Genomic DNA, 12,701 nt, shown 5'->3' with positions numbered 1-12,701 from the left:
TGATCAGGATCAAAAGCCCGGAATTTCGCGCGGGCAAAGGCAGGATATTGCCGACGATCTTCAACGCAATTGGCAAAAACCGGCGCGTTTTGCGGAGATATGCCCTTGGGCGGGGGCTTTGGACGCGGTTATGCCCCATTGATCGCGAAATGGTCCTCAAGCTGTTGAGGCGCGGATGCGCGGGGGCTGGCCAGAGTTGCCAAAGCAGCACCCCGGACCACAAAGGGATTGGCTGACAGGCACGCAGAGTGGTCGACAAGCGGCTGATATCTAGTTAAAATGTCCGGTAACCTAGACTTCTCGGAATTGATGCCTGTCAATCGATATGCGCGTGTTCCAAGCCTCCACTTTACCGTGTGCTGGTTTTCCGAGATAGTGTAGCAAAGCAGCACGATGCCCTTGGCAGGAGTTTGGGAAGTTATGGCGCGAAAGTCCAAGCAAACAGGAGCGCAGGGCCAACCGACGCCTGCGCGTCCGGCTGTTGCCAAAGCCGTGGCAAAACCGGATGCGCGCACCACGATCCCTGTGGTGGGCTTGGGGGCCTCTGCCGGGGCGTTGCAAGCTTACAGCGCGTTTTTTGACGTTATTCCTGCCGACACAGGCGCGGCCTATGTTCTGGTCCATCATGTCGACCCGGATCACAAAAGCCTGATGGCTGATCTTTTGACAAAACACACCAAGATGCCCGTGGTGCTGGCCGAGGACCAAAGCCCCATTCAGGCAGATCATGTCTATGTCATTCCGCCCAACAATTACCTCGAGATCAGGCAAGGCGTGCTGCATCTTTCGGAACCCACGGACCGTCGCGGCACGCGGTTGCCGATCGACCTGTTTCTGAAATCACTTGCCAAAGACCTTGGCAAAAACGCCATCGCTGTCATTCTATCGGGAACGGGCAGTGACGGGTCGGCGGCCATTCGCGAGATCAAGGAACACGGCGGCATCGTCTTGGTGCAAGACCCCGTCGAGGCCGCGCTTGACGGGATGCCGCGCAGCGCGATGGCGACCGGGGTGCCCGATTATATTGTCGAGATCGACAAGATGCCCGACATTATCACCAATTACATCCGTCATCCCTTTGTCCAAAAGGATAAGGCGCAAAAAGCCCTTGGCGACAATGCCAAAGGGTCGTTGGGCCAGATCATCAAGGTTCTGCAAGCCCATTCGCCGATTGATTTCAACGTCTACAAGGATGGCACCTTGCTGCGCCGGATCGAGCGGCGCATGGCGCTCAGGCATATTACGGATTCAGAAGAATACCTCGCGCTTTTAAAGGAATCCTCGGAAGAGGCGCAGGGCCTGTGCGCGGATCTTTTGATCAGCGTGACCTCGTTTTTCAGGGGCAAAGACGCCTTTGACTACATCGAAAAAACCCTGCTTGACGGGCTGCTTCGGTCGCACGAGGCGGGAAAGCCGCTGCGGATATGGGTGCCCGCCTGTGCCACGGGCGAAGAAGCCTATTCATTGGCGATGCTGGTGATCGAAAAAGCGTCGGCATTGCGCAAGGATGTGAAGTTGCAGATTTTTGCGACGGATGTCGATGAACGCGCCCTCACAACAGCCCGCAACGGGGTGTATCCGGATTCCATCGCTGATGATGTATCAGCGGCCCGGCTAAAACGGTTTTTCACCAAGGAAGACCACAGCTACCGCGTGTCGCCAGAGCTGCGCGATGCAGTCGTTTTTGCCAATCACAACATCCTGTCTGACGCACCTTTTTCGCGGCTTGATCTGGTGTCGTGCCGGAATTTGATGATCTATCTGACGCCCGGTGCGCAGGAACGCGTCATCAAGATGTTTCATTTCGCGTTGAATGATGGGGGCATTCTGTTTCTGGGGATGTCCGAGACAACGGGCAGTGAGGATGCGTTGTTCGAGCCGATGTCGAACAAATACCGCGTCTATAAAAGGGTGGGCCACGGACGCAGGCGCGCCACTGATCTGCCCTTCATGCAACGCACTTTCAACAGCGGGACATTCGCCCCGAAACGCAACCACATCTCCGTTGGTGGGGATAACCTCTCCGAGCTAAGCCGCAACCTTCTGGTCGAGCAATATGCCCCCGCGGCCGTTCTTATCAACGCCCAGTCCGAGGCGCTGTATTTCGAGGGGTCAATGGATGAGTACCTGCGGGTGCCATCGGGCGAAATAAGCCGTGATTTGTTGGCGATGGCGCGGCAGGGGCTGCGCGCCTCCTTGAACAACGCCATCCGGACGGCGCGCACAGACGGCACAGCGGCCAAGGAAAGCGGCACAATCACACGGGGCAACAAAAGGATAGGGGTCACGATCCAGGTCCATCCTGTGACGTTGGACGATACCACGCTGTTTCTGGTGACCTTTGCCGACCAACCCAAACGCCCCCTTGCGCCCCCCCCTGACGAACGCAACGCAGAGGCTTTTCGCAGGGTCGAGCAAGAGCTTGAAACCACCCGTTCAGAGCTGCGCACAACCATCCGCGATTACGAGCTGTCCACCGAAGAGTTGAAGGCTGCCCACGAAGAGGCAATGTCGATGAACGAGGAGTTCCAGTCGACCAACGAAGAGCTGGAAACCTCGAAGGAAGAGCTGCAATCGCTGAACGAAGAGTTGACTGCGCTGAACACCCAGCTTCAGCAAAAGATCGACGACGAACGGCGGGCATCGGACGATCTGAACAATCTGTTGTCCAGTTCGGGCATTGCAACGCTGTTTCTGGACACTGACTTTAACATCATGCTGTTCACGCCTGCGACGCGCGAATTGTTCAACCTGATCAGCAAAGACACCGGGCGTTTGTTCAGTGACATCACGGCCAAGGTCAAGGATCCCGATCTGCTCAAGGATGCCGAGAAAGTTCTCGAAACACTGATCCCCGCCGAACGCGAAGTCGAAAGCGATGACGGGCGGTGGTACGTGCGGCGCATCCATCCATATCGGACACAAAGCGGCAAGATCAGTGGCGTCGCGGTGACCTTTTCCGAAGTGTCCGACCTCAAGGCCTTGCAGCGCGAATCCATGGCCGCCCGCGAGTTTTCCGAAAGCATCATCAGCACCGTGCGTGAACCAATGCTGGTGCTTGACAGCGGCCTGAATATCCTTGCTGCCAGCCGTGCGTTCAACCGTGTGTTTGCCACCAGACCGGCTGATATTATCGGGAAAAATCTGTTTTCCATCCAGGACCGGCAATGGGATGCGCCAAAGCTGCGTCAACTGATGGAAAACGTCCTGCCCCAGAAAACGACGGTAGAGGCCTTTGAACTGGCGTTGAATGTCGGTGATCTTGGAAGACGCGACATGATCCTGAACGCGCGCAAGGTGGTGGGATCCCCTGCGGAGGAGGCGGCGATCCTGCTCGCCGTCGAAGACGTCACCGAGAAGCGATCCAACGAACAGGCCATTCTGGATCGCGAGGCACGGCTGAGCGCCATTCTTGATGCGGCCCCCGAGGCGATCCTGACAATCGACGAGCAGGGCATTGTCGGCACTTTCAGCACCGGAGCGGAGGGTATTTTCGGCTTCAAGGCCTCGGAGGTGCTGGGCCGGAACGTCAAGATGCTGATGCCAGAGCCCGACCGCAGCGATCATGACGGTTATCTGGAGCGCTATGTCAAATCCGGAGAAAAGCAGACCGTCAGGTTAGGTCGCGAGATGGATGCCCAACGCAAGGACGGCACGCGGGTTCCGATCCGGCTGACCGTGTCCGAACTGAAGATTGACGGTGCGCGCCATTTTCTGGGGATCATCCATGATCTGACAACCGAAAGAAAACGCCAGGCCGAATTGCAGCGCGCCCAGAAGATGGAGGCCGTGGGCCAGTTGACGGGCGGTCTGGCCCATGACTTCAACAATCTGTTGACGGTCGTCATTGGCAATCTCGAACTTCTTGAGATGCGCACAGATGACCCCAAGCTGCATGAGCTGTTGAAAGAGGCGTTGGAGGCATCAAATATGGGGGCTGCCCTGACCAGCCAGTTGCTGTCTTTCGCGAAAAAGCAGTTGCTTGCGCCGGAAAATATCGCGCTGAACGAACTGATCAAAAACATGCTGCCGATCCTCACAAGGACGCTGGATGAAAAGATCGAGATCAAAAAGCGGCTTGCCAATGATCTGGCTGCGACGGTGGCGGACCCCGGTCAGATCGAAAGCGTGATCTTGAACCTTGCGCTCAATGCGCGCGATGCGATGCCCGATGGCGGGACACTTACCATTGAGACAAGCAATGTCACGCTGGATGAATCCGATGCCGCAACGCAGGTTGATGTGACGCCGGGTGATTACGTCTGCCTGTCTGTGACCGATACGGGCGTCGGGATGACACCGGAAACACAGTCGCATGTGTTCGAACCCTTCTTTACCACAAAGGGCCCCGGTGCCGGGTCCGGGCTGGGGTTGAGCATGGTATATGGTTTTGCACAACAGTCGGGCGGGCATGTCACGATCCAAAGCAAGATCGGCGAGGGCGCGACCTTCAAGCTGTTTCTGCCCGCCACCGACGGCCCTGCGGCCGATATGGAAACCCATCCTTTCCAGCAAGCTTCGCAAACCGGGACCGAGACAATTCTTGTGGTTGAAGATGACAAAAACGTCCGCCGCCTGACCGTGACCCGCCTTGAGGAATTGAACTACAAGGTGATTGCGGCCCCGGACGGACCAAAGGCCATCGAGATATTGAACAAGCGCGATGATATCGATCTGGTCTTGTCCGATGTTGTCATGCCGGGCGGGATGACGGGCTTTGACGTCGCCAAGCAGGCTTTGGCTTTGCGGCCCGGCATCAAGATTTTGCTGACCACCGGCTATGAAAAAGGGATTGAACCGAACGGGGAAAGCGGCGGAATTGACCATCCGATATTGCGTAAACCCTACGCTTTGCATGAACTGGGCCGTACATTGCGCGAGCTTCTGGACTGAAGCGAGGATCGTCGTGGCTGCGCGTGTGGGGGCAGGGGTATCGGGGCACTTAGGGTGTGAGGGCTGATTGCCACGCGCCGGCGCACAGGCTTTCGATTTCTGCGCGCGACATGGGTCTCCCCTCGGGCCCGAAGGCCGCCAGTTTCGCATCCTGCTTGATCAGAAACGCAACGGGCCGTTTCTGTGCGGAAACGAAAACAGCGCCCTTCGCGTGGCCAGCCATGACGCGACATTCGGCCAGCACAGATATCCGCAACGGGCCCAGTGTCATCGTCTGATCCAGAACCACAGTCATCGGCGTGGCCCGTATATCTGCCACGCGAACCCCAGGATCGGAACGCATAGGGCCGCCAACGTGACGCGAAAAACCGTCGTGAGGCAACCGGACAGGCAGGTTTCGGTGAAATCCGGCCGCAAGTCCAGCGACACCGATCGGGGCAAAAGACCTGAATATTTCAGGGGCATTAACAGCCCGTAAACCTGCCCGGTATCGGCAGGGTCGCCAAGACCAAACTCTGCATCGACGTGAAGTTCTACCAGATGGATGCGCCGTAAAATATCCCTTATCAACAACGGGATGTGCCGGATTGCGGCGCGATTTGCGCGCCCGAATTCCGGCCTTTTATGATGCTTTGACCTGGCCGGTTTCGCAGCCGTTTCGACGGCCATGGCTTTTGGCAGCCCCCCGGTGAGCCGGATGCGGGGGGCCAACCCGGCCAAGGCCCGCAGCTCGACCCGGTAGGACAGGTGCGGCGATGTGGTCAGATGCACGCTGGCCAAGACCGGGGTGACCACGGCCAGAACGACCAGAACCAGCATCACCAGCACGAGCCATAGGATGATCGTGATCAGCGACGCCATGGCGGGTCAACTGGCGTCCGGCTTGCCTTTTGAGGTCGCCATCTTGCCCAAAACATCGGTGGCGGCCTCGGCGGCGATCTGGGTGATATTGGTCAATGCACCTTTCACGGATTCAACACGGGCACCGTCTTGGTCAAAGATGATCGCACCAAGGGGTTTGATCCCGCCACCTGCACCCGTTCCCGCCGAGCTGCCCGATTTCTGGGTGGCACTGCCGCCCGCGCCAAACCCAAAGCCATAGCTGACAATCGGGATAACCGTCGCGCCTTCGCGCTCTATCGGGTCACCAAGAACGTTTTTCGCATTGAGCAGTTGGTCCAACTCCTGGACCGTGTTTTTCAACAGTTTTTCAACGTCTTCCATCAGTCTCTCCTTTGTAATTTTTCCTATTCTTCCTGCAATTCTTCGAGATAAAGGGCGAGCGACAACATCTGGCCGCGCACGATGACTTCGCTGCCGTACATCCCGCCATCATCAACGGCGTCGGCTTTAAACAGGTCGCCCCAGAACGGCATTTCCGACCCGTGCGCCCGAATACCCGAACGCCCGTCAATGGTCTGGATGACTTCGAGCATCGGATAGATACCGTCGTTTCTCTGGCTCAGTTGACGCAGGTTGGGAACGGGAACATTCATGAATTCGGCCAGCGACCCGTCTCCGGCGGCTGTTGTGCCATGACACACAGCGCAGGCATTCATATACAATGCCTCGCCGGATTCATCTTGGGCCACGGCACCGGTGGTGGCGGCCATTCCCAGAACAACCGCTGTGATTAAAGCATTTCTGACTCTCATCGGGGTTTCCTCCTTGTGATGGTTTGTGCCGGTTTCGGGTCTGTGCAGATGGTCGAATAGGTCCGTTTTCCGGGGCGTCTGCTACCAAGGCGCAAGGCAAACTGCGCCTTGGTAAAAACTAGCCCGTCTGCGGATCGACGCGATTGACATACATCAAACGCGTCGGCGTGATCCGCTAGGGGTATTACTCCTTTGGCGGAGTGCCGGGGCGCGCGCTGACAGTCACATGCGCTGGCCGGATAAGCCGCTGCCCGATCGCAAATCCGTGACGATGCAAAAGCAGAACCTGACCCGGCTCGGTTTTGTCGCTTTCTTCCATTTGCAGGGCCTCATGCAGCACCGGATCGAAGGGGGTGTTTTTGGGGGCAATCTGCCGGACGCCAAGCGCCCTGAGGCCGGTTTCGAAGGCGGCCTTGGTTCTGTTCAGACCCTCCAGCTGTGCCGATCCCTGCGGTGTGTCGGCATCGGGGCTGGCGCGTGCGGCCTCAATCGCCATGCAGATGTCGTCATAGGCGGGGGCAAGGGCTTCGACGGCAAGGGCAACGCCATGTTCGCGGCCATCCATTCGGGCCGCGTCGGCGCGCTTGCGGGCATTCTCTGCATCGGCAAGGGCACGCTTCCACTTGTCCGTCAGCTCCGCGATTTCTGCCGCGTGATCGGGGGTGGCGGCATGGGATGTACCTGACGCAGATGTGTCAGTGGTCGGGGTGTTTGTGTTCTTTGCCATAGCGGGTTCCTATCGTGATTTTGGGATGTGCAGATCAGCGGATAAGCAGAAATAGACGGGCCGATCCGCGTTGAATGGTAAGGGCAAGCGCGCCGTCGATGGACGCAAGTTGCTGGCGCAAGGCGGCAACTGACGCGACGGGGACCTGATTGGCCGCCAGAATGATATCGCCTGCTTCCAGCCCCGAGCGGTCCGCGCGGCTGTCGACGTCGACTTGCATGACAACAACACCGGAAACATCGCCATAAAGCGGATCGCCTGATTGCAGGTCACGCAATTTGGCCCCGGAAAGCCGCCCCGTCGCAGGTTCACCAAACTTTGGCCCGAATTGCGGGCCTTTGTGCAATGCCGCTTGCAGGGTCAGCAGTTCGCCGTTGCGCAGGATGCCGATTTCGATGCGCCGACCCAACCGTTTGAGCCCGATCTGGCTGCGCAGATCGGCAGAGCTGGCCACGGGGCGACCATCGACAGACACGATCACATCACCGGGTTGCACGCCCGCCGCTTCGGCGGGGCTGTCGGGTTCGACCTGCGTGACCACGGCACCGGCACCGGCATCCACGCCCAAGGCCTCGGCCAGATCGGGGGTGAAATCCTGGATCATCACGCCAAGCTGGCCACGCTGGACCTCGCCGAATTCGATAAGCTGGCTGACGACGGCATTGACCATGTTTGCAGGCACCGCGAAACCGATCCCGACATTGCCGCCCGACGGCGCGATGATCGCCGTGTTGATCCCGACCAGCCGACCGTCCAGCGTCACCAAGGCCCCGCCCGAATTGCCCGGATTGATCGAGGCGTCGGTCTGGATAAAGTCTTCGTAGCCTTCGATGTTCAGCCCGCTGCGCCCCAAGGCACTGACGATCCCCGATGTCACCGTCTGGCCAAGGCCAAAGGGGTTTCCGATCGCAAGGACGTAATCGCCCACTTGCAGCCGGTCGCTGTCGCCCATCTCAAGCGCGCTCAGCCCTGCCGCATCGATCCTCAGCAGGGCGATATCGGTGCCGGGGTCGCTGCCGATCAGTTCTGCATCGACCTGGCGTCGGTCCTTGAGGGTCACGGTGATCCGTTCCCCGTTTTCCACGACATGGTGGTTGGTCAGCACATAGCCTTTGGCGGCATCAAAGATCACCCCGGAACCCGCGCTCATTTGCCGGCGCATCTGCGGCTGTTGCGGCAAAGGCTGCAAATCGAAAAACCGCCGGAAAAACGGATCGTTGAAAAGCGGGTTCTGATCGGTTGATTGCTGGCTTTCCACCGAAATATTGACGACCGCAGGGGTTACCTTGGCCAGCAAGGGGGCCAGCGTCGGCAGCCCCTGGTCATTGCGGTAAAGCGGGAGATCCGCGGTTTGTGACAGCGCTGGCGCGGCAAGGCCCGAGGTGAAAATGCACAGTGCCAGCGCGATGGGGCCAAGCCGGGAAAGTCGAACAGGCATTGCGTTTCTCCTTTGATATTCCAGTCTGTGGTCCAGCAGGATGCGGACCATCACAGGCCAAAAGGATAGGTTTCGTCTTCGGTTGTGTTTGTCAGGGCGGGCAGCGGGCTGAGGGCCTGGGTTTTGTCAAACCACACAAAGGCGTCATATTGATCGGGCAGGGACGCGGGGCTGTAATGGCTCGCGCGTTCGGTTTCGGGGCGGTAGATCACGCCGATATAGCGCTCCAGCCGCGGGGTGCTGAGCAGCCGGTAAAACGCGCCGGACCGGTCTTTTGCGAAGTCCCACAAGAAGCGCTCGTGACCCACGTCATGGCACAGCGCCTCGTAGCTGTCGCCACGGGGCGGGCGTATGGTCTTGATCTCCATCGGGGAGTCCCATTCGGATGCGGCAGCAACCGTGCCGGTGGCGGTTCCGAAACCGATCAGGGCGGCATCGCTGCCATATGCCTCGCGGCACAGCTGACCGATGTTCAATTCGCCCCGGCTGCGGCCCATGTCCGAATACCGCGCATCGCCGATGTGGGAATTATGCGCCCAGACCACGATCTTTTTATCGGCTCCGGCATGGGCCTGAATTTGGCGCAGGGTCTGGTACATATGCTGGTCGCGCAGGTTCCAGGACACTTGCGATCCGTAATACATCGCGCGGTAATACCGTTCGGCATTGGCCACCAGCCGCGCGTTTTGCGCCGCATCAAAGAACTGGTCCCCGTCTTTGGCACTGTAGTCCAACTGCTTTTTCAACAGATCGACCAGAATCTGCGTCACGGGTTTTTCGCACATGGAAAACCCCGGCGTCAGGGCCGCCCTGCCATAGGCGGAGGGGTTATGCGACCAGGCAGACAGGCATGAATAGCGCGAGCGGGCAATCTCGGCGGCCCCTTCGTCGACGCGGTCAAGATAGCTCAGCACCTCAGCCATCGAGGCGTTCATGTTGTACAGATCAAGCCCATAGAACGCGACCTGATCCTTGGCGTCCTTGGTGCCGTTATACTGGTGCAGATAGCGGGTGAAGGCGTCGAATTCGATGTTGCGCCACATCCACGTGGGAAAGCGCGCGAATGCCCCGCTTTTGATGGGCTGGTGGCTTTTGTGGCGGATATAGCGGTTGACCACGGCGGCATCGGGCCAGTCGGCTTCGACGGCAACGATGGAAAACCCGTGTTCTTCGATCAGCCGCCGGGTGATGGCGGTGCGGGCGCGGTAGAATTCAGATGTGCCATGTGATGCCTCGCCCAAAAGCACGACGCGTTTTGATCCGAAGCGGTCGAAGGCCTTGGCGAAATCGGGGTCGTTGATCGGGGGCAGGGGCTCTGCTGCGGCGGCAAGGATGGCCGGTGCGGACGCCGGTTGTAGCGGGGGTGGCGGCGCGGGCCGTTTTGCCACCTCTGCCCCAAGATGGGTCTTGAACCACAAGGCCGCATGATCAACGGCAAGGTCCAGCGTGCCCTGCTCTTCGAACAGATGGCTCGCACCCGGCACGATCTCCAGCCTTTTCGTACAGATCAGCGCGGCAAGAGCCTGCTGGTTCAGCTTGATGACATCATGGTCCAGACTGCCCACAACCAGCAACGTCGGGCTGATGACTTGCGGCAGGAAATCCGAGGCCAGATCAGGCCGGCCGCCGCGTGATACCACCGCAGACACCCGCCCCTTGAGCTCGGCCGCCGCGACAAGGGCCGCACCACCGCCGGTGCTTGCTCCGAAAAGGCCAAGCGGCAAATCTTCGAGGTCGGGTTCAGAGGTGATCCAGATCGACGCTTCGACCACGCGGTCCGCCAGCAGCGGAATGTCGAACACATTGCGGCGGTCTTGTTCTTCCTCAGGGGTCAGCAGGTCGAACAAGACGGTGGCAAACCCATTTTCGTTCAGCTTTTCAGCCACATATCGGTTGCGCGGGCTGTGTCGGCTAGACCCGCTGCCATGGGCAAACAACACGATGCCACGCGGATTTTTCGGGACCGTCAGATCACCGGGCAACCCAAGCGGCGGGATGGCCACCTGCCGTTTGTGCATCGGGGCTGCGGCGGGCTGCGGGTTGTTTTTCAGGTTGGTCGATGCCTGTGCCAGCAGGGCCACCGTTTCGTCGTCGGTCAGTTGGTGAAAGTCGCGGTAAAAGCCGCCAACCCCCTGAAAGACCGTGGCAGGATGCAGGCAAATGATGTCGTCGGCCTGATCCGATATGTCATCCAGCGCCTCTGTCGGGGCGACAGGTAGGGCAACGACGATCCGCGCCGGTTTGCTGCGTTTCAGCCCGATCAGCGCGGCCTTCATCGTGGCACCGGTCGCCAGCCCGTCATCGACGACAACAATTGTGCGCCCCGTCGGGTCCAGCCTTGCGCGGTCACCTAGATACCGGTTTTTCCGGCGGTCCAGTTCGGCGCGTTGCTGGGCGACGGCCTCGGTCAGATAGGCATCGCTGGCACCGGACAGGCGCTTGACCTCTTCGTTGATCACGATTTCCTCGGTGGCCCCTTCGACGATCGCGCCAAGGGCGACTTCGGGGTTTCGCGGGGCACCGATCTTGCGCACCAGTATCAGATCCAGCGGCGCGTGAAGCCATTTCGCGACCTCGACGGCGACAGGCACACCGCCACGGGGCAGGGCATAGATCAGCGGGTGATCAAGCTCCATCGCGTCCAAAACCTTGGCCAGTTGGCGACCTGCGTCAGTGCGATCCGTGAATGTGCGGGCAATATGTTCCATTTTACCGAGTCTAAGACAAGAACTGCCGCTCGGGATTGAGTTAGATCAATCGACAGGATCGCTGGAAACGCCCGTCTGCACGGGGCGCAAGCCAGTGGTCGGCACTCTTGCACGGGCCCGTCAGGGGCTATTGCCCTTCGAGCCAAAGCCGGTGGGCGAAACTGCCCTCGGGGGGCGTTTCTGCTGCGCGATGGCGGATTTCGTTATTCCAAAGATGCACGCCAAAGGTCCGGGGCGAAAAGAAATCGGCGCAGTCGACCGCCGGATCGAACATCTTTTCAATATCGGCCACGGTAATCGGGTAAAACCGGTCGCGGCCCAGAATATGTTCCTCAAGCCCGTGACGCCAGATCAGTGCAGTCAGCGCTTTGGGGCCAAAGCTGCCCCAGGGCAGGTAACTTGGGTGAACATCCTCACTGCCCCATTGCTTGGCCAGGCGCGCGCGGTGGTCTTGGAACACCCATGGCGGAATGGAATAGGGGGGCTGATAGAGTTTGATCAGATCGGCCAATATCCGGCTGTCTTTGGGCAGTTTCAGAACGGCAGTATTCACGGCACCGTCGATTGTCCGGTTGTGCTGATAGCCGAACACAAAGGGCATTCTGGAAAAGCGAAACGGCTTGAGGCAGTAAAAATCACAATCGACCCATAACCCTTTGCCCAACCGCTGCAATTCGTACCGAAACAGGTTTGAGAATAGCGCGGGCGTGCCTTTGGCCTCGGGCAGATCATCCCCTTGATAGGTAATAATGGCAGTCTCGGGCAGAATTTCGGCGGCATCCTCCAGCTGGACCCCGTCCGGAACGCCATCCAACTCCCCGTAGGCGTAAAGGCGGAATTTTATACCCTTGTCCAGAAAGGAACGCATGCAGGCCCGCTCGATCCAGGTCAAACGGCCGCCATGCCAGAACGAGTTGACGATGCCGTCCCGCCGGTTCCATTTCACTTGGATTCTTCGCAACTGCGGTCTCCTATTCAAAGGGATCATGTGCGATCACCCTAGCAGATTTCTTCAGACGCACGCCCGCCAAGTGTTTCAACAGCTTAGCGGGTCTTCACAAGTGAAAAAGGAAGAGCCGCGCGGCTGGGGTGTTTTATTAGTAGACTTGCCTTGATGGCCTTTGACGTAGGGCAATTTTCAAGGTGCCCGACAGACAGGGTTGGATCGATGCGTTTCGGAAAAAGCGCCGCGATGAGCCGCAGTGCCGGTTGGTGGGTGTGACCAGATTTTAAGGTCTTTTCCAGCGGATCAAAGGAGATGACGGTGAGCGTGACACACA

The 12,701-nt window shown here is 58.9% G+C and carries 9 protein-coding genes; 1 reads left to right on the top strand and 8 read right to left on the bottom strand.

Annotation, left to right across the window (positions count from 1 at the left end):
• Positions 1-420 precede the first annotated feature (420 nt).
• Positions 421-4,893, top strand: coding sequence for a chemotaxis protein CheB (locus HGT1_RS11250; RefSeq protein ID WP_176250034.1), 4,473 nt, complete (start codon positions 421-423; stop codon positions 4,891-4,893).
• A gap of 49 nt (positions 4,894-4,942) precedes the next feature.
• Here HGT1_RS11250 and HGT1_RS11245 read toward each other — a convergent pair whose 3' ends face one another.
• The 8 genes from HGT1_RS11245 to HGT1_RS11210 form a co-directional block, all read right to left on the bottom strand.
• Positions 4,943-5,212, bottom strand: coding sequence for a hypothetical protein (locus HGT1_RS11245; protein ID WP_176250033.1), 270 nt, complete (start codon positions 5,210-5,212; stop codon positions 4,943-4,945).
• A complete protein-coding gene (locus tag HGT1_RS11240) occupies positions 5,185-5,754 on the bottom strand; it encodes a DUF2953 domain-containing protein (protein ID WP_176250032.1) in 570 nt (189 codons plus the stop codon). The genes HGT1_RS11245 and HGT1_RS11240 overlap by 28 nt, the downstream gene beginning before the upstream one ends.
• Before the next feature lie 6 nt (positions 5,755-5,760).
• Positions 5,761-6,117 carry a GerW family sporulation protein gene (locus tag HGT1_RS11235; protein WP_176250031.1) on the bottom strand — a complete coding sequence of 119 codons (357 nt, stop codon included), beginning with the start codon at positions 6,115-6,117 and terminating at the stop codon, positions 5,761-5,763.
• 23 nt (positions 6,118-6,140) lie between these two features.
• Positions 6,141-6,548 carry a c-type cytochrome gene (locus tag HGT1_RS11230; RefSeq protein WP_176250030.1) on the bottom strand — a complete coding sequence of 136 codons (408 nt, stop codon included), beginning with the start codon at positions 6,546-6,548 and terminating at the stop codon, positions 6,141-6,143.
• Between the two features lie 184 nt (positions 6,549-6,732).
• On the bottom strand, positions 6,733-7,275 hold the full coding sequence (locus tag HGT1_RS11225) for a nucleotide exchange factor GrpE (RefSeq protein ID WP_176250029.1): 543 nt from the start codon (positions 7,273-7,275) through the stop codon (positions 6,733-6,735).
• Positions 7,276-7,309: 34 nt separating this feature from the next.
• Complete coding sequence (locus tag HGT1_RS11220) at positions 7,310-8,713, bottom strand: DegQ family serine endoprotease (protein WP_176250028.1); 1,404 nt, start codon at positions 8,711-8,713, stop codon at positions 7,310-7,312.
• 50 nt (positions 8,714-8,763) lie between these two features.
• Positions 8,764-11,421 carry an erythromycin esterase family protein gene (locus HGT1_RS11215; protein ID WP_176250027.1) on the bottom strand — a complete coding sequence of 886 codons (2,658 nt, stop codon included), beginning with the start codon at positions 11,419-11,421 and terminating at the stop codon, positions 8,764-8,766.
• 127 nt (positions 11,422-11,548) lie between these two features.
• Positions 11,549-12,382, bottom strand: a complete 834-nt coding sequence (locus HGT1_RS11210; protein ID WP_176250026.1) for a hypothetical protein — start codon at positions 12,380-12,382, stop codon at positions 11,549-11,551.
• Positions 12,383-12,701 lie beyond the last annotated feature (319 nt).

The sequence above is a fragment of the Sulfitobacter sp. HGT1 genome (genome assembly GCF_013282155.1).
Lineage (GTDB): Bacteria > Pseudomonadota > Alphaproteobacteria > Rhodobacterales > Rhodobacteraceae > Sulfitobacter.
The sequence above is the reverse complement of the archived record's forward strand: the minus strand, read 5'-3'. Positions and strand labels throughout refer to the sequence as shown.

Bases quoted from the DNA above. Each gene is read 5' to 3' on its own strand.
- HGT1_RS11225 (WP_176250029.1), bottom strand. From the start codon at position 7,275: ATGGCAAAGAACACAAACACCCCGACCACTGACACATCTGCGTCAGGT.
- HGT1_RS11215 (WP_176250027.1), bottom strand. From the start codon at position 11,421: ATGGAACATATTGCCCGCACATTCACGGATCGCACTGACGCAGGTCGC.
- HGT1_RS11230 (WP_176250030.1), bottom strand. From the start codon at position 6,548: ATGAGAGTCAGAAATGCTTTAATCACAGCGGTTGTTCTGGGAATGGCC.
- HGT1_RS11240 (WP_176250032.1), bottom strand. From the start codon at position 5,754: ATGGCGTCGCTGATCACGATCATCCTATGGCTCGTGCTGGTGATGCTG.
- HGT1_RS11235 (WP_176250031.1), bottom strand. From the start codon at position 6,117: ATGGAAGACGTTGAAAAACTGTTGAAAAACACGGTCCAGGAGTTGGAC.
- HGT1_RS11250 (WP_176250034.1), top strand. From the start codon at position 421: ATGGCGCGAAAGTCCAAGCAAACAGGAGCGCAGGGCCAACCGACGCCT.
- HGT1_RS11220 (WP_176250028.1), bottom strand. From the start codon at position 8,713: ATGCCTGTTCGACTTTCCCGGCTTGGCCCCATCGCGCTGGCACTGTGC.